An 18,703-nucleotide genomic window follows, 5' to 3' on the forward strand; every position below is an offset into this window, starting at 1 on the left:
TGCGCTGCCGGCGGACCGGAAGACGACGGACCCCGAAGGGGTACGCTGGTGGAAGGTCGACATCAGCGCGCAAGGCGGCACGCTCGAGGTCTGGGTCGCCGACCAAGGCATGGCCGGCGTCAGCTGGCAGAGCCCGCAGGCGTGGCCGGGTTTCCAGCTCGTCGATGGCGCGACCTTTTCGCTGCTGGAAGCCTTCCAGCGCCATGCGGTGATCACCGGCCTCGTCCGTCCCGACGACGAACAGAGCTTTACCGCGACGACCAACGCGCTAGCGCACAGCGACCTCATCGTGGCCTTGGAGCGGGCCATCGACGAGAGTGCCGAAAAGAACGGCCACATCCACGGCCGCGACATCGCCGCGGCGCGGACCAAACCGCTACTGGCCCATGCGCTGAGCCGGATGATCGTGCGATTCGAAAGCCACTGGAGCCCGCATGAGGAACGCTGGGCGGCACTTGACGATCTGATGAACCACGACTGGAAGGGCGAGCGCGAACGGCAGAACAAACGCGGCTGGTGGAATGAAGTCGCCAGCAAGATCGATACGTTTCCGCAGGATCCGCAGGTGCATCATATCCATCCGTTTGGGTGGATCGATAATTTTATTTCCGCGCATGTAACAGGCAAGCCGGAGGCACTAGTTAAGAGTGGAAGTCACTGGCATCCGTGCTTTCCTACAAGTACGAGTCTCGATGACCTCATTTCGCCATTTCGTGAGAACGTGAAAGATTTTGTTGCGGTTCTTGAGGAGGGCGGCGCGAAGGTTTCCGTTGCCGCCACATTACGTCCACCGGAGCGTGCCTACCTCATGCACTACGCGCATAAAGTGGCTGGCGGCTTCGATCCCTCGGACGTACCGTTGAGAGAGGGCGTTAAGATCGATTGGGCCCATGAAGACTCGAATGGGAACGTCGACTTGGCTGCCTCACGCTCCGCGGCTCAAGACATGGTGAGGATTTACGCTATCAGATATCCCCCAAGCTTAACGAGTCGGCATACGGAGGGCCGAGCCATAGATATGAGTATTAGTAACTATGTTGGAAGATCATTTCGAAAGAAGAACGGAGAAGCCGCGATTATTCCGGATCAGAATGCGTTGGCCGAACTGGGCGATAGTTATGGAGTCATCAAGTTGCGGACCGATCCGCCCCATTGGTCAGATGACGGGCGTTGATAATTGACTATCTCTAACATCCGCCGCGCGCTGGTCATATGGATATTCACCCTGGCTATTGGTGATCTTCAAAGCCATCCGGTGATCGGAGTTATAACGACTTCTCCAGAAGGAAGGCAGGTTATTTATACAGTGGACGGGACGCTGGCATCGGGCGACAGACTGTTCGCCTTGCTGCCAGGTAAGGCCAGCAAGAAAGTATTCTGCTGCGCTTCGATAACTGGTAAAGGATCTAAGGTTGAAACTAACTTGGCGTTCCTCAGTAGCCCGGACGACCCGTCCGATCATGCCTCGACATTCATTTATGACATCACGACATCCGATCAGTTGGCCCGCCAAAGCGGTGGATTGATGATCGTTGTTCGCGCCCCACTCGTCACCGCAGAGAATGAAAAGTTGCTCGTGAGAAGTGACCAGGGCGAGGCATATACCATCGATTCCTGTTTTAGCTCAGAGGGTATTCACATCTATTTGATGGCGGCTAGAGGACAGGTCGTTGTTAAACACATATACGGCTATCTCGGATACGACATTGATGGTGACTGCAATGGCTCCATGGAGGGTTAGATGCTTGAGGATCGTATCAGTGAAGCCGTATACGGATAAGTTCGAGATCGATGCTGTGAGGCAGGTAACCGAGCACGGCAGGTCGGTGGCTGAGGTTGATCGGCGTTTGGGCATCACGAGCCACGGCCGGTATGCCTGGAAGGCGGCGTTTGCTAGACCCGATGACGTGCAACGAGCCGCTAGGTCTAATGGAAGGGCCATACTAACGTCGCTGGGCAGCGCGTTCTAACGGGTTGTCGATCAATTGTTAGCTCCGCCAGAGTGCAGGAATCCGAGGCAACCTCCGCTGCTCCTTGGGCCGACGGGCTGTGGCGAACCCCACCCCGAAACCCGGTACAATCCCCGTTTGTACAACAGGATGCGTGCCGATACCGACCCGTTCGGTGCGCCGGTGCCACCGGGAGCGAGCCATGTACCCCCCACGAGTTACCCGCGGATGACCGAAGGCACCCTGTTCGTGGTGGCTGCGCCCTCCGGCGCGGGCAAGTCCACGTTGGTCAACGCGCTGCTCGAGTGCGAGCCGGACATCTCGCTGTCGATCTCGCATACCACGCGCCCACCCCGGGTGGGTGAGGAATACGGCCGGCACTATTTCTTCGTGGAGCGGCCCGACTTCGAGCGTGAAATCGCCGATGGCATCTTCCTGGAGCATGCCGAGGTGCACGGCAATTTCTATGGCACCTCGCGCACGGTGGTCGAGGGCTCCCTCGACCAGGGCCGCGACGTGCTGCTCGAGATCGACTGGCAGGGCGCGCGCCAGGTGCGCAGCGGGAAGCCCGACTGCGTCAGCGTGTTCATCCTGCCGCCGTCGCGGGTCGAACTGGAACGACGCCTGCGTGGCCGCGCCTCCGACAGCCCCGAGGTAATCGAGCGCCGTCTGTTCAACTCGCGCGAGGAAATCGCCCACGCGCACGAGTTCGACTACATCATCGTGAACGATCGCTTCGAAGACGCGCTGGGCGATCTCCGGGCGATCGTGCGCGCCGTGCGCCTGCGCTCGCCGCTCTCGGCACGCCGCCACGAATCGCTGATCGAGGAGCTGATCGCCCCATGACCGACGACGCCATCGTCCGCGTGCGCGGACTCACCACGGTCCTCAACGGCAAGACCATCTTCGACAACCTCGACCTCGACATCCCGCGTGGCAAGGTCACGGCCATCATGGGTCCCAGCGGCACCGGCAAGACCACGCTGCTGAAGCACATCACCGGGCAGATGCGTGGCGATGCGGGCAGCGTCGAGGTCGACGGCCGCAACGTGCCTGCCCTGTCTCGCGAAAAGCTGTTCGAACTGCGCGAGCGGATCGGCTACCTGTTCCAGAATTCCGCGTTGCTCACGGACTTCGACGTGTTCGAGAACGTGGCGTTCCCGCTGCGCCAGCATACGAAGTTGCCGGAAGAACTCATCCGCAACATCGTGCTCAACAAGCTGCAGGCGGTGGGCTTGCGTGGTGCGGCGCGCCTCATGCCCACGGAGCTTTCCGGCGGCATGGCCCGCCGCGTGGCGCTCGCCCGCGCCATCGTTTTCGATCCGGCGCTGATCCTCTACGACGAGCCCTTCGTGGGCCTGGATCCCATCGCGTTGAACCAGGTGCTGTTGTTGATTCGCACGCTGAACGAGACGCTGGGCATCACCAGCGTGCTGGTGGCGCACGAGCTCGCCGCCGTGCAGAAGGTGGCCGACCACGTGTACCTGATCGCCAACGGCAAGGTCGTGGCGCAGGGCGATCCGGCCACGCTGGCCAGTGACGGTTCGCCGTGGACGGCGCAGTTCTTCGGTGGCGAGGCCGACGGCCCGGTGCCGTTCCAGTATCCCGCGGGCGACTATGCCACCGCGCTCGGTTTCCCCGGAGGCAAGGCATGACCAGCAGGGACGACAACGTCGTCGTTCGCAGCCTGGCGCAGATCGGCGCCTGCGGGCTGTTCCTCCTGACGATCCTGGCGGCCATTCCGCGCAGTTTCCGGCACGGCCGGGAGACGATCCGGCAGATCTGGTTCGTCGGCGCCATGAGCCTCACCATCGTGATGACCTGCGGCCTGTTCGTCGGCATGGTGCTGGGCCTGCAGCTGTACGACGTGCTCTCGATCTTCGGCGGCACCTCCGCCACCGGCACCGTCGTGGCCATCGCCATCTACCGCGAGCTCGGCCCCGTCGTCACGGCGCTGCTGTTCGCGGGCCGCGCCGGTACGTCGGTCACCGCGGAGATCGGTCTCATGCGCGCCACCGATCAGCTCGACGCCATGGAAATGATGGCCGTCGATCCCATCGCTTACGTGGTGGCGCCGCGCTTCCTCGCCGGCGTGGTGGCCCTGCCGCTGCTCGCCGTCGTGTTCTGCGCCATGGGTGTGTTCGGCGGCCACCTGGTCGGCGTCACCTGGCTGGGCATCGACAACGGCACCTTCTGGTCGAACATGACCGCTACCGTCGATGTCCATAAGGACATCATCGACGGCGTGCTGCTCAAGTCCATCGCCTTCGGCATCGTGGTCTCGCTGATCGCTGTGTTCCAGGGCTACACCACCCCGCCCACCAGTGAAGGCGTCGCCTATGCGACGACGCGCACGGTGGTGGCCTCGTCCATCGCCATCCTGGCGCTGGACTTCGTCCTCACCTCGTTCCTGATCTGAGGCGCCGGAGACCCGCCATGACCACTCATTCCCCCATCGCCCATCCGAGGATCGTGCCGTGACCCAGAGACGTTCCTATGCCGTCGGCACCGGCCTGTTTATCGTGCTCGGCTTCGCCGCCCTGGCCTACCTCGCCACCCAGACCACCTCGGTGGCGAACACCAACCGCGGCGCCACCTACACGGTGGATACGCGCTTCGCCAACGTGGGTCAGCTCAAGGTCCGCGCTCCGGTGAAGGTCGCCGGCGTGCGCGTCGGTTCGGTGCAGGCCATCGACCTGGTCCCGGGCAAGGAGGAGGCGAAGGTCACCCTCGCCATCGACGAAAGCCACAAGGACATCCCCGAGGATTCGGTGGCCACGATCTACACCAGCGGCCTGCTGGGCGACCAGTACGTGGGCATCCAGTTCGGCCGGTCGAAGTCCCCGGTGAAGGAAGGCGGGGAGATCGGCCTGACCCGTCCGGCGCAGCAGCTGGAGGAGATGATCGGCAAGTTCTTCGGCGGCGGCAGCGCGCCCGACCGGCTGGGTGGCACGTTCCACGTGACCGGCAGCTTCACCAACATCGGCGGCCTGCAGCCGGGCGCCGCGGTGAAGATGGCCGGCGTGCCGATCGGCAGCGTCGAGTCGGTGGTGGTCAAGCCAGGCGCCGTCGAGGCCACCGTGACCCTTGCGATCGACAAGCGCTACTCCCAGATACCGGACGACTCCTCGGCCGCGGTGTTCACTAGCGGTTTGATCGGCAGCCAGTATGTTGCGATCCAGCCCGGCGGCTCGCCGGAATACCTGGCGGAAGGCGACAGCTTCGTGCTCACGCAGTCCGCGCTCCAGCTGGAAGACCTGATCGGCAAGTTCCTGGTGAACGGTTCGCCGAGCGAGAATACCTCCGGTGGCGCCAAGGGCGCCGCCTCATCCGATAACACCGGCAAGAAATAAGCCGGCCCAGGAGACACTGCATGTTGCGTCAGCTTTCCCTTGCCATCGCCCTCGCCGTGACCGCGGCGGCATCCGTGCCCGTTCTCGCGCAGGACGCGCCGGCACCGGCAGCCGCGGCCGATTCGCAGGCCCCCCAGGCGATCGTCGCCACGATCTCCGACGAGCTGGCCAAGGCCATCGACGGTCACCAGGCGGAACTTAAGAACGACAAGGAAAAACTCATCGCCGTCATCGACGATGTGTTCCTTCCGCACTTCGACATCGATTACGCGTCCATCCTCGTTCTCGGGCAGAACGCCAGCAAGGCCACGCCGCAGCAGCGCGAGCGCTTTGCGAAGGCCTTTTACAACTCCATTACCCACCGCTACGCGGAAGGCCTGCTCAACTATACGCGCGGACGCGTGAAGGTGTTGCCGTTCAATGGCGACCTGAATAACAAGCGCACGGTGGTTCGCACCCAGGTCATGCTCGACGACGGCAAGTCGGTGTCGGTCGACTACGCATTCCGCAAGTCGAAGAGCGGCGACTGGAAGGCCTACGACGTGATCATCGAGGGTATCTCGTACATCACTAACTACCGCAACCAGGTCGATGCGGAGATCAAGAAGGAAGGCCTCGACAAGCTCACGGCTGACCTCGAGCAGAAGGGCTCGGTGGCCATCGACGAGATGAAGCAGCAAGGCGGCGGGAAGCAGTGAGCCAGCGGGCGTTCCAGTTGAGCCATCCGGCGCCGGAAACCCTCGCGGTTTCCGGCGCCCTCACGTTCGCCACCGCGTCGGAAGTCCTGAGCGCCGGCCGCGCCGAGCTGGACCGGGGCGGCCAGGTCGCCCTTGACCTGGCCGGCGTCGGTCAGGCCGACAGCGCTGGCCTGGCCACGGTACTGGCCCTGCTGGCGTATGCCCGCGGCAAAGGCAGGTCACTTTCGGTGGTCAACACGCCCGCGGGCCTGCAGGCCCTGGCCCGCGTCTCGGGCGTCGATTCCCTCCTCGCCCTCCCGTAGGAGCGCGCTCTGCGCGCGACAGTCTTTCGCGGGAAGCGGCAGGTCCTGTGGCTCATGGCCCCAAAACATGTCGCGCGCAAGGCGCGCTCCTACGGAAGGCAAAAAAAAGGGCCCTCGAGGGGCCCTTTTGTCATTCCGGCTCTTCGCCGTTCCTTCGTTCCCAGGTGTGCTGCTCTTCGAGCAGTTTGTCCGGGTCGAAGTCCTTGCTGTCGTTCAGGCCCTGCATCTGCTCGATGGCTTCCGGCGGCGGATTGCCGTAGTAGTTCTTGTAGAGCCGCTGCTGGCGATAGGCGTCGCGAATGAACACGTAAGGATCGTAGGCCGAGGCGAGGAAGCCTTCCGCGTCGATACCGCGCGAACGAAGGGTGACGAGGTAGAGAACCTGCGGCACGTACTGCTGGCCGTACTTGAAGTCGTGGTTGCGCGAGTAGTAGCTGATAGGGTCGAAAAAGTAGCTATCGACCGGCAGGCGCCAGACATCGCGGACCGTGGTCGGGCCGACGAAGGGCAGCATCAGGAAGTCGCCCTCGGGCACGCCCCACTGGGCCAGGGTCACGCCGAAGTCGTTCTCTTCCAGCGGGAGACCGAGCAGGCTGGCCGGGTCCTTGAAGCCCAGGAAGCCGATGGTCAGGTTGACCACGAAGCGGCTGCTGGACTGCAGCGCCTGCTTGGGCCGGGCCTGGAGCAGGTCGTTGGCCACCGTGATCGGCAGGCGGATATTCGTATAGAAATCGCTGATGGCCGTACGCACCGGCGGGTTGGTGACCTTCCGGTAAGCCACGGCGACAGGGCGGATCACCGCCTTGTCGAGCTGGTCGTTGAAGGCGTAGACCTTGCGATTGAACTTCTCGTTCGGGTCGTCGGTACGCGGCGGGGCGACGTGACAGGCGGCCAGTAACGCGACAACGAGGGCGCCAAACGCGGTACGGACCATCCGGGGCAGGGTTCTGGGGTGCATCGATGCGACTTTAGGGATGGGGCGGTTCTTTATTGTACCGCGCGGTTTTATTATTTGCACCACTCGCCGTCCGTCCTGGTCAGAACCGGGCATGATACCCCTCCCCCGATTGCCAGCCAACGGGCAGGGCCGGTACACTGCGCAACCAGAAGTGTCTTTGATGTCAAGGATTTGAAATGGCCCGTATTACCGTCGAAGACTGCCTCGAGGTAGTCGACAACCGCTTCGAGCTCGTGCTCATGGCGACCAAGCGCGCCCGCCAGTTGTCCAAGGGCGCCGAACCCACGCTCGATCCGAGCACCGACAAACCCACCGTGCTCGCCCTGCGCGAGATCGCCGATCGCCGCGTCAACGACGAAATGATCGACGAGATCGACCGCGCCGCCCGCGAACGGGCCGAGCGTGAAGCCCTCGAGTGGGCCGCCACGGAAGTGGACGACGACCTCTCGAAGGGCGGAGATGACTGATGACGCCGGGTCGCTGTCGGCCCCGCAATCATCCGCATCCTGCGCACGTTGACGCGCGGCCGGTGAGGCCGCGCCCGGGAGGCTCCGTCGCCTGAAGGCCGGAGGTGCTCCCATGGAAGTCATCCCTGCGAAAAAACTGACCGACGTGGTCGACGACCGTCCCGTGCCCCCTTATGTGCAGGCACTGGAAGAGCGCGTGGGTGCCTACCTGCCGCACGAGCAGGTCATGCGTATCCGTCGCGCCTACCTGGTCGGCGCCGCCGCGCACGAAGGCCAGACCCGCAAATCCGGTGAGCCGTACATCACGCATCCCGTGGCGGTCGCTCACGTACTCGCCGATCTCGGCCTCGACGCCGAGACGATCATCGCGGCCATCCTGCACGACACCCTGGAAGACACCCGCCTGGGCCGCGACGAACTCGCCGGCGCCTTCGGTGAAACCGTGGCCGAACTGGTCGACGGCGTCACCAAGCTGGACAAGATGCGCTTCTCCAGCCGCGCCGAGGCCGATGCGGAAAGCTTCCGCAAAATGCTGCTGGCGATGGCGCGCGACCTGCGCGTCATCCTCATCAAGCTTTCCGACCGCCTGCACAACATGCGCACGCTCGGCGCGAAGGACGCCACGTCGCGCCGGCGCATCGCCCGCGAAACGCTGGAAATCTACGCACCGATCGCCCAGCGTCTCGGCATGAACAAATTCAAGGCCGAGCTGCAGGATCTCGGCTTCAAGGCGCTCTATCCCGACCGCCACCGCATCATCGGAGAGCGCATCCGCGCCGCCCTCGGCAACCGCCGCGAGGCCATGGCGAAGATCGAGATGGCCCTCGAGGGCCGCCTCGCGGCGGAGAAGATTCCTGGCCGCGCGGTCAGCCGCATCAAATCGGCGTGGAGCATCTATTCGAAGATGCGCAATGAGCACAAGTCGTTCGCGCAGCTGATGGATGTCTACGGCTTCCGTGTCATCACCGATTCGGCGATGCACTGCTACATGGCGCTCGGCGCCGTGCACGGCCTCTACAAGCCCGTCGACGGCCGCTTCAAGGATTTCATCGCCATTCCCAAGGGCAATGGCTACCAGTCGCTGCACACCGTGCTGCTCGGTCCGTTCGGCGCCCCCATCGAGATCCAGATCCGTACTTCGGAAATGGAGTCGGTGGCGGAGCGCGGCGTCGCCGCGCATTGGGCGTACAAGAGCGATTCCGGTCCCGCGAACAGTGCGCAGGCGCGTGCGCGCGAATGGCTTTCCGCGCTGGCCGACAGCCAGGCGAACACCCCGTCGGCGTCCGAGTTCCTCGAGAACGTCAAGATCGACCTGTTCCCCGATGAGGTGTACCTGTTCACGCCGCGCGGCGAGATCTTCTCGCTGCCGCGCAATGCCACCGCGCTCGATTTCGCATACGCGGTGCATACCGACGTGGGCGACCATGCCGTCGCGGCGCGCGTCGACAAGAAGCTCGTGCCGCTGCGCACGCGCCTGGTGTCCGGCCAGCAGGTGGAAATCATCACCGCACCGTCTGCGGTGCCGAATCCGGCATGGCTCGAGGCCGTGGTCACCGGTAAGGCACGCACCGCGATCCGCCAGTACCTGAAGCACCTGCAGCATGAGGATGCCGTCGACTTCGGCCACCGCATGCTCGATCGCGCACTCGACGCGCGCGGCCTCAGCCTCGACGCGGTGCCGGCGGCCACGCTGGATCGCTTCCTCGAGGACTCCAAGCTGAAGCGCCTCGAGGAACTGCTGTCCGAGATCGCCCTGGGCAACCGGTTTGCCGACCAGGTGGCCACGCAACTGGTGAATCTCCTGGGCCCGCGCGACGACCATGCGCCGGTCGCCGGCGAGCATTCCGCTGAGAAGATCCGCATCACCGGTGCCGAGCGTGGCGTGCTCAGCTTCGGCAACTGCTGCCATCCGTTGCCGGGGGACGAGATCGTCGGTTTCCTTTCCTCGGGCAAGGGCATCGTGGTCCACCGCGTGGAATGCCCGAACGTGGCCGAGTTCCGGAAGACGCCGGAACGCATCGTGGCCATCGAATGGGATCGCGACGTCACGGGCGATTACCGTGCCGAACTGCGCATCGAGGTGCTCAACCGCCCTGGCGTGCTCGCCACCGTCGCGGCAGCCATCGCCGATGCCGGCTCGAACATCGAGAACGTGGAATACATCGAGCGCGACAGCACGGCGGCCACGCTGTTGTTCGCCATTGAGGTGAAGGACCGCAAGCACCTGGCCGACGTGATGCGCCGGGTTCGCCGCACCGGCGTCGTCAGCGGCGTGTACCGCCACCCGTTGTAGGAGCGCGCCTTGCGCGCGACAGGTTTTCGCCGCTGTCAACAGACTCGCGCCAGCTCCAGGTCACGGCCTCAAAACATGTCGCGCGCAGGGCGCGCTCCTACAACGCGCCGCCCAACCTCGATAGACTCTCCGGATAACCCATCGAGGAACGCCCATGACCCGCAGCACCATTGCCACCGACAAGGCACCTTCGGCCATCGGCCCGTACTCGCAGGCCGTGCGCGCCGGCAACACGGTGTATTTCTCCGGTCAGATCCCGCTCGATCCCGCCACCGGCAACCTCGTCGAGGGCGATATCACGGCGCAGACGCGCCGCGTTTTCGACAACCTCGTGGCCGTGGCCGACGCGGCGGGCGGGAAACTTTCGGACATCGTGCGCGTGGGCATCTACGTCACGGACCTCGGCAACTTCGGCGCCGTCAATGCCGTCATGGCCGAGTACTTCCAGCAGCCTTACCCGGCACGCTCCACCATCGAGGTGTCCGGTCTTCCGAAGGGCGCACAGGTCGAGGTCGACGCCATCCTCGTCCTGCCCTGAGGTTCCGGCAATTCCCGTGGCCAGCAGCCGCACGCCCGCGCCAATCGCCGCTCCGGCGGATCCGGGTCGCGCGCCGCTGACCACGCTCGGCGGCGTGGGGCCCGCGCTTGCCGAAACGCTCGGCAGGCTGGGCCTGCGCACCGTGCAGGACCTCTGGTTCCACCTGCCGCTGCGCTACGAGGATCGCACCCGCGTCCTGCCCATCGCCGACCTGCGTCCGGGCGATCGCGCGCAGGTCGAGGGTCTCGTCGACGTCGTCGAACGCGGCTTCCGCTTTCGGCCACAGCTGAAGGTGATCGTCGGCGACGCGTCCGGCGGCGCGTTGCTGCTGCGCTTCTTCCACTTCCGCAAAGCGCAGGTAGAGCAGCTGGCAAGGGGTACGCGTCTACTCTGTTTCGGCGAAGTACGCCAGGGTGCGCAGGGGTTGGAGATGGTGCATCCGCAGTACCAGCGGATCGAGGCCGACGAGCCCGTGGTCGTGGACGAGCGGCTGACGCCGGTTTACCCGACCACGGAAGGGTTGGGGCCGCGCCGGTTGGCAGGCGTGGTTTCCCGCGCGCTGGCGCACCTGCCCGCTGACGACAGGCTCGAACTGATTCCCGAAGGCGTGCATCTTCCGCCCGGACTCACCTCGTTGCGGGACGCGCTGCTCTACGTGCACCGGCCACCGCCGGAGGTCGACCTGCGCCAGCTTGGCGAAGGACGCCATCCCGCGCAGAAGCGTCTCGCCTTCGAGGAACTGCTCACCCAGCACCTCACCCTGCGGCGCATGCGCGCGGCGGTGAAGAAGCGCAAGGCGCCCGCGTTGAAAAGTGCCGGCACGTTGCGGGATCGCCTGCTCGAAGGGCTGCCGTTCGCGCTCACGGGTGCGCAGGCGCGCGTGTCGAACGAAGTGGCGCGCGACCTCACGCGCCCACATCCCATGCTTCGCCTCGTGCAGGGGGACGTCGGAAGCGGCAAGACCGTGGTGGCCGCTCTTGCCGCCGTGGCCGCCGTGGAAAGTGGATACCAGGTGGCGCTCATGGCGCCGACGGAACTGTTGGCCGAGCAGCACCTGCGCAACTTCCGCGCATGGCTCGAGCCGCTCGGCCTGAAGGTGGAATGGCTGGCCGGCAAGGTGCAGGGCAGGGCGCGCAAGAGCGCGCTGGGTCATGCGGCGGACGGCAGCGCGCACGTCGTGGTCGGCACGCATGCGCTCATGCAGGAAGGCGTGGCGTTTTCGCGCCTCGGCCTGGTCATCGTGGACGAGCAGCACCGCTTCGGCGTCCACCAGCGCCTTGCGCTGCGCGACAAGGGCGCCGAGGGCGACCTCATCCCCCACCAGCTCGTGCTCACCGCCACGCCGATCCCGCGCACGCTGGCGATGAGCGCCTATGCCGACCTGGATGTCTCCTCCATCGACGAACTCCCACCCGGGCGGACGCCGGTGCAGACCGTGGCGATTTCGGCCGAGCGCCGCTACGACGTGATGGAGCGCATCCATGCGGCGTGCATGCAGGGACGCCAGGTGTACTGGGTGTGCACGCTCATCGAGGAGTCCGAGCAGCTCGATGCGCAGGCCGCCGAAGTGGCGCACGCTGAACTCATCACGGCCTTGCCCGACCTGGCCGTGGGGTTGATCCACGGGCGCATGAAGTCCAAGGAGAAGCAGGCGATCATGGACGCGTTCAAGGCTGGCGAACTCGCCGTGCTGGTCGCCACCACCGTCATCGAGGTGGGCGTGGATGTGCCCAACGCAAGCCTCATGGTGATCGAGAACAGCGAACGCCTCGGACTTGCCCAGTTGCATCAGTTGCGTGGCCGCGTCGGCCGTGGTTCCGTCGCGTCGAATTGCGTCCTGTTGTACCAGACGCCCTTGTCGCGGCTGGCCAGGGAGAGGCTGCAGGTGATGCGCGAGACGAACGACGGTTTCCGCATCGCGGAGAAAGACCTCGAACTGCGTGGCCCCGGCGAAGTCCTCGGCACGCGGCAGACGGGCCAGCTGCAGTTCCGCATCGCCGATCTCGCGCGCGACGCGCACCTCATGCCCGACGTGCAACGCGTGGCCGAGGCCATGATGAAAGACCACCCCGACCGCTGCGAACGCCTCATCGCCCGCTGGGTAGGCGACGCGGCGCGCTACGTCGATGCCTGAGCACCGGTGGTAGGAGCGCGCCTTGCGCGCGACAGCTTTTGAGGCCGTGAGGAACAGGACCTGATGCGTCTCGCGAAAAGCTGTCGCGCGCAAGGCGCGCTCCTACAAATGTCAGGCCAGGCCCAGATGCCGGCGTACTTCCGCGGCGATCGCGTCGGTCTCGCGGAGCGGCTGCTGCGTTTCCGCCGTCACCTCATCGATGTCATGCAGCAGCCCGACCGCGCGCAACTCCGCATGAAACAGCGCCAGCTTCCCCGGCAAGGGCGCGGAGACGAACGTATGCACCGGCCGCCCCGTCGCGCAGGCCTCGGAGAGCATGTTCACCGAATCGGGTGTGACGATCAGCCGGTCGGCCCAGCCGAGGATGCCGGGGTAGGGATTCGGACCATCCGTGCTGCATGTCCAGACCACGCCCGGCAGGTTCGCGAACGCCTCGCGGATGCGCGGCAGTATGGAACCCGGCGTGCGCCGGGACGCGGCCACCAGCACCGAGCCACCATCCGCCGCATGCCGTGCCCGCACCGCGGCAAGGAAGGCCTCGCTCGCGGACCCGTCGAACGGCGTCCCTCTTCGCGCGCCGCCAATGAGCACGCCCAGCCGCGGCCCTGGCAAGGCGGCGAAAGGCGCGAAGGCCTCCCGTCCGTCGGCCAGCCAGGCATCGTCGATGGGGTTCAGGGAGCCGAGCGGATTGAGCACATTGTCGCCGTGCAGCCGGTCGTGCCTGGGCGCGACGACAAGATCCCAGTGCGAGGGGTCGATTCGGGGATCGAGGATCTGCACGGTCAGGCACGCGCCGGCGGACCAACGGCGGATCTGCCGGGTGGCCCAGGCGGCTTCGCGGCCACAACCGATCGCCAGTTTCGGCCATGGCGGAAGCAGGCTGTCGTCGTCGCCGCCCAACGCCAGCCGGGCCCCAGGCAGGGCGCGAGGCGCGAACCACGACCACGGCGCCCGAAGGCCCACCACGATCTCGCGGATCGATGGCGTGAGGGCCTCGGCCAGTGCCAGGGCCTGTCGCCGGTTGCCGGCGGCACCGTCGGTCAGTACCCAGCAGGACTCCGGCGGCAACGTGCCGATTGGCTCGATTGTTGTCGATTTCGGCACAGTTCGTTCCCTGGCTGACCGGCCACAACGGCATTGTGACGCTTAAACTGTGTGGGTGCCGGACCTGCCGGCGACCCCCACTCTACAAGGATACCTATGAGCGTCCCGTTGACCGATGCCGCCATCGACCAGCTCTTCCTCACCGCGCGTACCTACAACGCCTGGCTTCCGAAGGAAGTGACCGACGAGCAGATCCATCGCATCTACGAACTGGCGAAGATGGGCCCCACGTCGGCCAACATGTCGCCCATGCGCCTTCGCTTCATCAAATCGAAGGACGCAAAGGAGCGCCTGAAGCCGTACCTCAGCGAGGGCAATTCCGCGAAGACCATGGCCGCCCCGGTCACCGCCATCGTTGCCACCGACTTCGAGTTCTACGAGCACCTGCCGAAGCTCTTCCCGCATGCCGATGCGCGTAGCTGGTTCGCCGGAAACGCTCAGGCGATCCAGGAGCACGGTGTTCGTAACGGTACGTTGCAGGGCGCCTACCTGATCATGGCCGCCCGTTCGCTGGGGCTGGATTGCGGTCCGATGACGGGCTTCGATTTTCCCGGCGTGGACGCGGAATTCTTCGCCGGCACGCAGATCAAGGCGAACTTCCTGGTAAATATCGGCTATGGCGATGCCGGCACGAACCTGTTCCCCCGCTCGCCCCGTTTCGAATTCGACGAAGTCGCCCGGATTCTCTGATCCCTTCCCGCGGTGACCACCCGGTCCCGCCGTCGTCTGGCAGTTCCCACTTTCACTGCAGGAGATACACCATGCGCGCTCTTCGCTATCTCATCCTCGCCGGCCTGGTTGCCGCCGCCGGCAACGCTGTCGCCGCCCCGGTCACCTACAAGCTGGACCCGGCCCACACGGTCGTCCTGTTCAGCTGGAACCACTTCGGTTTCTCGAACCCCAGTGCGAACTTCCGCCAGGCCGACGGCACCCTCGTCTACGACGAAAAGGACCCGTCCAAGGCGACCGTCGAGGCGACCCTGCCGATGGCCGGCCTGGATACCTTCGTGCCCAAGCTCGACGAGCACCTGAAGTCGGCCGACTTCCTCGACGCCGCCAAGTACCCCAACGTGACCTTCAAGAGCACCAAGGTGACGGCGGCCGGCAAGGGCAAGCTGAAAGTCGTCGGCGACCTCACGGTGCACGGCGTGACCAAGCCGGTCACGCTGGACGTGACCCTGAACAAGATCGGCCCGCACCCGATGATGAAGACGCAGACCGTGGGCTTCGACGCCACCACCACGATCAAGCGCTCGGACTTCGGCGTCGGCGCCTACGTGCCGAACGTGTCGGACGAGATCAAGATCCGCATCACCACCGAAGCCCACGACGCCTCGGCGGAAAAGAAGTAAGAAGCGGAGTTCGGCCTTCCGGCCTTGAAAACCCGCGCCGGCGACGGCGCGGGTTTTCTTTTTTGCTACCATCGCTGTTCCCTGTTCCACCGCATCGCCCGGAGTTCCTCATGCGTCCCAATCCCGCGGCCGCGCCGCTGATCCCGGCGAATGCCGAAAACCGTTATGAAGTCACGCGCGCCGACCTGCCGCTGTCATGCCCGATGCCGGGCATGTACCTTTGGAATTCGCACCCGAAGGTCTACCTGCCCATCGAGGACGAGGGCGGCACCTCGAAGTGTCCCTATTGCGCCGCCAGCTACGTCCTGAAAAACTGATCGGCCTCGCGGGGCATGCTTCCTGCATGGCTTCCGTACCTTCCTCCCATCGGACCGACTCATGGCCACCGTCTCCGCCCGTCGGACGATGACCGTCGTACAACTGATTCCCGCCCTGCATTCGGGCGGTGCCGAGCGTTCGACCCTCGAAATCGGCCGGGCCCTGGTCCAGGCCGGACATCGCTCGATCGTCGTGTCGGCCGGCGGGCGGATGGTCGAGCAACTGGAGGCCGAGGGCAGCCGTCACATTGCCCTGCCGATCGGCAGGAAATCGCTCGGCACGTTTTCCATGGTGGGCAAGCTACGCAACCTGCTGCGCGAGCTGCAGCCGGACATCGTGCACGCCCGCTCGCGCCTTCCGGCGTGGATCGGCTGGTGGGCCATGCGGGGCGTGAAGCCGCGACCGCACTTCGTCACCACCGTGCACGGTCTGAATACCCCGGGGCGCTATAGCGCCATCCTCATGCGCGGCGAGCGGGTCATCGTGGTCTCGCAGACCCTGCGCGATTACGTGCTGCGGCATTACCCCGACGACGTGGACACCGCGCGCATCGCGGTCATCCCGCGCGGCATCGATACCGATGCCTTCCCCTATGGTTACCGCCCCGACGACACCTGGCAGCGGGCGTTCTTCGAGCAGTACCCACAACTGGCCGGGGCACCCCTGCTCACCCTGCCGGGACGCGGCACGCGGCTGAAAGGCCACGCGGACGCCATCGAGCTGCTGGCCGACCTGGACCAGCGCGATATCGACGCCCGCCTTCTCCTGCTCGGGGCGGACGAGGCGGGCCGGGAGTCCTATATCGCTGAACTGCGCGCGCTCGTTCACCAGCGCGGCCTGGACGGCAAGGTGGTGATTTCGCCCCAACGCTCCGACGTGCGCGATGTGTATGCCATGTCGGCCCTGATCCTTCAGCTCTCCCGGCGCCCGGAATCCTTCGGCCGCACCGTGGTGGAGGCGCTGGCGCTGTGCCGGCCCGTGATGGGCTATGCGCATGGCGGTGTCGGCGAGCTGCTGGCCGAGCTCTATCCCGCGGGTCGCGTGCCGCTGGGCGATCGCGAGAAGCTGGTCGAGCGCGCCGCGGAACTCCTCCGCTTCGCGCCGCCCATTCCGCCACCGCGCAGTTATCGGCTGGCCGACATGCAGTCCGCCACGCTGGCGCTCTATGCCGAGGTGGTGCAAGGCGTGCCCGCGGCGTGAGCGGACGCAGCCTCGGCGCCGCGATCCGGGCGGGCTTCGCCTCGCCATTGTTTCCCGTCTGGCTGGTGCCCGCGTTGCTGCCTTTCGGGCGTAGCGCGGAACTCGGTGTCTTTCTCGCTCTGGTGGGCTGCATCCTGTTGCTGCTGCGGGAGCCCGGGGCCTTACGCCATCACCCGGGGGCGAAGCTGTTCCTCTGGCTGTTCGCCGCCTACGCCGGCGCGGCGCTCGTCTCCGCCATCGATGCGGTTGCACCCGGCAAGAGCTGGGGCACGGTGGCCGGCATCCTCCGTTTCGCGCCGCTGGGCGTGTATACCTGCTTCGCCATGCGCAGGCCCGGCAAGGTCCGTTCGCTCTACTTCGCCACGGCCGCCGTGGTCGCCGTATGGGTCGCTGATGCCTGGGTCCAGGCCCTGACCGGCTACGGCCTGGCGGGTGTTTCGGACCCGGAGCGGCTTTCGGGCATCTTCGGCGCGACGAACCTGAAGCTGGGGCCCGCACTTTCCGCATTGGCGCCGTTCCTTCTCTGGGCCGCGCGCGAGCGCTGGGGGCGCCGTGGGCTGGTGCTCGCCTTTCTGCTGGTGTTGGGTCCGGTGCTGCTCTCCGGCTCCCGCGCCTCCTGGCTTTGCTACGCGATCGTGGCCGTCGCCTTCCTTTGGCGCGAAGCCGGTTCGCCGCGTCGCTTCGCCGTGGCCTGCGCCGGTGCAGGCGTGGTCGTGGCCGTCGCGGCCGCGCTGGCCTGGCAGGTGTCGCCGCGTTTTCGCGAACGTGTAGCGCATACCGTCCCGGCACTTTCCGGCACCTCCGCCGGGATGGACACGGCGCTGACCGGCCGTCTCGAGATATGGACGACCGCGTTGCGCCTGTACGCGGCACACCCGGTGAACGGCGTGGGCGTGCGTGGCTTCCGCGTGGCCTACCCCTCGGCGGCTTTGCCGGGCGACCACTTCCTCACGACGGAAACGTGCGGGGAGGGCGAAGGCGCCTGCCATGCTCACCAGGTCGTTCTTGAAGTCGCCACGGAGACCGGCACGCTTGGTTTGCTGGCATGGCTTGCCGCCGTCGCGTTCGCCGTCCGCACGTGGTGGCGGGCAGGCCCGTCCGCCCGGTCGCGAGCATTCCCGGCCACGGTCGCCCTGGTGGCGATCCTGTTTCCGCTGAACACCCATATGGCCTTCTATTCGGCTTGGTGGGGCTTGCTGGCGGCGTGGCTTCTTTCGGTCTGGGCGGCCGCGATCTTCGCCGACCTGCCTGACGACATGGAGGTTCGCCGTGGCAAGTGAACCGCTGTCCGTCGTCGTCACCACGTTCGACAATGCGGACACGATCGGCACCTGCCTCGGCTCCGTCGCCTTCGCGGACGACATCGTGGTGCTCGACTCGGGGTCCACCGATGCGACGCGCGATATCGCCATGCGGCTCGGCGCGCGCGTGGAAGTCCAGCCCTTCGCGGGTTACAGCGCGCAGAAGCAGGCGGCGATCGATCTCGCCCGGCATCGCTGGGTGCTGTTGCTGGATTCGGACGAGGCACTGACGCCTTCGGCCGCCGAACGCATTCGTGCCGTGCTCGAATCGCCGGACGCCGCCGGCTATGTGCTGCTGCGTCGTGAATGGGTGTTCTGGCGCTGGCAACCCGAGCGCGCGCGGCTCAACCATTACATCCGCCTGTTCGACCGCACCCGCGCCCGCATGAGCGGGCACGAGGTACACGAGAGCATCGTTGTCGACGGGCCAGTGCGCCGCCTCGATGCCGTTATCGACCACTACGGCGAACGCGATATCGAAGGTCGCGTGGACAAGGCCAACCGTTACTCGTCGCTGCAGGTGCGTGATCGCCATGCGCGGGTACCGCGGTTCCTTCGTGTGCGGATGGTGGTTTATCCGACGATCGCTTTCGCCCGCTATTACTTCTGGCGTGGTCACTGGCGTGGCGGCTGGGCCGGGTTCGTCGCGGCCCGCGTGCATGCGTTCTATGCGTTCCTCAAATACGCCAAGCTCTACGAGCTTCGCCGCTCGGACCGCGACGAGTAAGTCGCGGGA

19 protein-coding genes and 2 pseudogenes are annotated in these 18,703 nt (G+C 65.7%); 19 read left to right on the plus strand and 2 right to left on the minus strand.

Annotated features, from left to right (window positions below):
* The 9 genes and pseudogenes from VGM71_RS16520 to VGM71_RS16560 form a co-directional block, all read left to right on the plus strand.
* Positions 1 to 1,174: pseudogene (locus VGM71_RS16520) on the plus strand (hypothetical protein); the annotation flags it as partial.
* A 3-nt stretch (positions 1,175 to 1,177) separates the two neighbouring features.
* Positions 1,178 to 1,741 carry a hypothetical protein gene (locus tag VGM71_RS16525; protein ID WP_331547172.1) on the plus strand — a complete coding sequence of 188 codons (564 nt, stop codon included), beginning with the start codon at positions 1,178 to 1,180 and terminating at the stop codon, positions 1,739 to 1,741.
* A pseudogene (locus tag VGM71_RS16530) lies at positions 1,722 to 1,919 on the plus strand (transposase); the annotation flags it as partial. The gene VGM71_RS16525 and the pseudogene VGM71_RS16530, both read left to right, overlap by 20 nt.
* Positions 1,920 to 2,177: 258 nt before the next feature.
* Complete coding sequence (gene gmk / locus VGM71_RS16535; RefSeq protein ID WP_331547225.1) at positions 2,178 to 2,795, plus strand: guanylate kinase; 618 nt, start codon at positions 2,178 to 2,180, stop codon at positions 2,793 to 2,795.
* On the plus strand, positions 2,792 to 3,604 hold the full coding sequence (locus VGM71_RS16540) for an ABC transporter ATP-binding protein (RefSeq protein WP_331547174.1): 813 nt from the start codon (positions 2,792 to 2,794) through the stop codon (positions 3,602 to 3,604). The genes gmk and VGM71_RS16540 overlap by 4 nt, the downstream gene beginning before the upstream one ends.
* Positions 3,601 to 4,368, plus strand: a complete 768-nt coding sequence (gene mlaE, locus VGM71_RS16545; RefSeq protein WP_331547176.1) for a lipid asymmetry maintenance ABC transporter permease subunit MlaE — start codon at positions 3,601 to 3,603, stop codon at positions 4,366 to 4,368. The genes VGM71_RS16540 and mlaE overlap by 4 nt, the downstream gene beginning before the upstream one ends.
* 58 nt (positions 4,369 to 4,426) lie before the next feature.
* Entirely contained in the window at positions 4,427 to 5,302 is an 876-nt protein-coding gene (gene mlaD, locus VGM71_RS16550) for an outer membrane lipid asymmetry maintenance protein MlaD (protein WP_331547178.1), read from the plus strand.
* Positions 5,303 to 5,322: 20 nt separating this feature from the next.
* Positions 5,323 to 6,000, plus strand: a complete 678-nt coding sequence (locus VGM71_RS16555; RefSeq protein WP_331547180.1) for an ABC transporter substrate-binding protein — start codon at positions 5,323 to 5,325, stop codon at positions 5,998 to 6,000.
* The gene (locus VGM71_RS16560) at positions 5,997 to 6,302 is read left to right on the plus strand and encodes an STAS domain-containing protein (RefSeq protein WP_331547182.1); all 306 of its coding nucleotides are present in this window, start codon (positions 5,997 to 5,999) and stop codon (positions 6,300 to 6,302) included. The genes VGM71_RS16555 and VGM71_RS16560 overlap by 4 nt, the downstream gene beginning before the upstream one ends.
* Positions 6,303 to 6,432: 130 nt before the next feature.
* Here VGM71_RS16560 and VGM71_RS16565 read toward each other — a convergent pair whose 3' ends face one another.
* Positions 6,433 to 7,260, minus strand: coding sequence for a VacJ family lipoprotein (locus VGM71_RS16565; RefSeq protein WP_331547184.1), 828 nt, complete (start codon positions 7,258 to 7,260; stop codon positions 6,433 to 6,435).
* Between the two features lie 176 nt (positions 7,261 to 7,436).
* On the opposite strand from VGM71_RS16565, the gene rpoZ reads away from it, so the two are divergent.
* From rpoZ to recG, 4 genes are all read left to right on the plus strand, one after another.
* Entirely contained in the window at positions 7,437 to 7,727 is a 291-nt protein-coding gene (gene rpoZ, locus VGM71_RS16570) for a DNA-directed RNA polymerase subunit omega (protein WP_331547186.1), read from the plus strand.
* 112 nt (positions 7,728 to 7,839) lie between these two features.
* A complete protein-coding gene (locus tag VGM71_RS16575; protein WP_331547188.1) occupies positions 7,840 to 10,020 on the plus strand; it encodes a bifunctional (p)ppGpp synthetase/guanosine-3',5'-bis(diphosphate) 3'-pyrophosphohydrolase in 2,181 nt (726 codons plus the stop codon).
* Between the two features lie 154 nt (positions 10,021 to 10,174).
* A complete protein-coding gene (locus VGM71_RS16580) occupies positions 10,175 to 10,558 on the plus strand; it encodes a RidA family protein (RefSeq protein WP_331547190.1) in 384 nt (127 codons plus the stop codon).
* Positions 10,559 to 10,574: 16 nt separating this feature from the next.
* Positions 10,575 to 12,692, plus strand: coding sequence for an ATP-dependent DNA helicase RecG (gene recG / locus VGM71_RS16585; protein WP_331547192.1), 2,118 nt, complete (start codon positions 10,575 to 10,577; stop codon positions 12,690 to 12,692).
* 111 nt (positions 12,693 to 12,803) lie between these two features.
* On the opposite strand, the gene VGM71_RS16590 is transcribed toward recG, so the two are convergent.
* Positions 12,804 to 13,796 (minus strand): mitochondrial fission ELM1 family protein, encoded by a 993-nt coding sequence (locus VGM71_RS16590; protein ID WP_331547194.1) that lies wholly within the window; start codon positions 13,794 to 13,796, stop codon positions 12,804 to 12,806.
* A gap of 96 nt (positions 13,797 to 13,892) precedes the next feature.
* Here VGM71_RS16590 and VGM71_RS16595 point away from each other — a divergent pair, with 96 nt between their 5' ends.
* The 6 genes from VGM71_RS16595 to VGM71_RS16620 all read left to right on the plus strand — a co-directional run bounded on the left by VGM71_RS16595 (position 13,893) and on the right by VGM71_RS16620 (position 18,694).
* A complete protein-coding gene (locus VGM71_RS16595; RefSeq protein WP_331547196.1) occupies positions 13,893 to 14,486 on the plus strand; it encodes a malonic semialdehyde reductase in 594 nt (197 codons plus the stop codon).
* 71 nt (positions 14,487 to 14,557) lie between these two features.
* Positions 14,558 to 15,148, plus strand: coding sequence for a YceI family protein (locus tag VGM71_RS16600; RefSeq protein WP_331547198.1), 591 nt, complete (start codon positions 14,558 to 14,560; stop codon positions 15,146 to 15,148).
* A gap of 110 nt (positions 15,149 to 15,258) precedes the next feature.
* A complete protein-coding gene (locus tag VGM71_RS16605; protein WP_331547200.1) occupies positions 15,259 to 15,465 on the plus strand; it encodes a zinc-finger domain-containing protein in 207 nt (68 codons plus the stop codon).
* A gap of 88 nt (positions 15,466 to 15,553) precedes the next feature.
* On the plus strand, positions 15,554 to 16,666 hold the full coding sequence (locus VGM71_RS16610; RefSeq protein ID WP_331547202.1) for a glycosyltransferase: 1,113 nt from the start codon (positions 15,554 to 15,556) through the stop codon (positions 16,664 to 16,666).
* Positions 16,663 to 17,946, plus strand: coding sequence for an O-antigen ligase family protein (locus VGM71_RS16615; RefSeq protein WP_331547204.1), 1,284 nt, complete (start codon positions 16,663 to 16,665; stop codon positions 17,944 to 17,946). Before VGM71_RS16610 ends, VGM71_RS16615 begins: the two co-directional genes overlap by 4 nt.
* Entirely contained in the window at positions 17,936 to 18,694 is a 759-nt protein-coding gene (locus VGM71_RS16620; protein ID WP_331547206.1) for a glycosyltransferase family 2 protein, read from the plus strand. The genes VGM71_RS16615 and VGM71_RS16620 overlap by 11 nt, the downstream gene beginning before the upstream one ends.
* Positions 18,695 to 18,703: the final 9 nt, after the last annotated feature.

The sequence above is a fragment of the Luteibacter sp. genome (genome assembly GCF_036499525.1).
Classification (GTDB): domain Bacteria; phylum Pseudomonadota; class Gammaproteobacteria; order Xanthomonadales; family Rhodanobacteraceae; genus Luteibacter.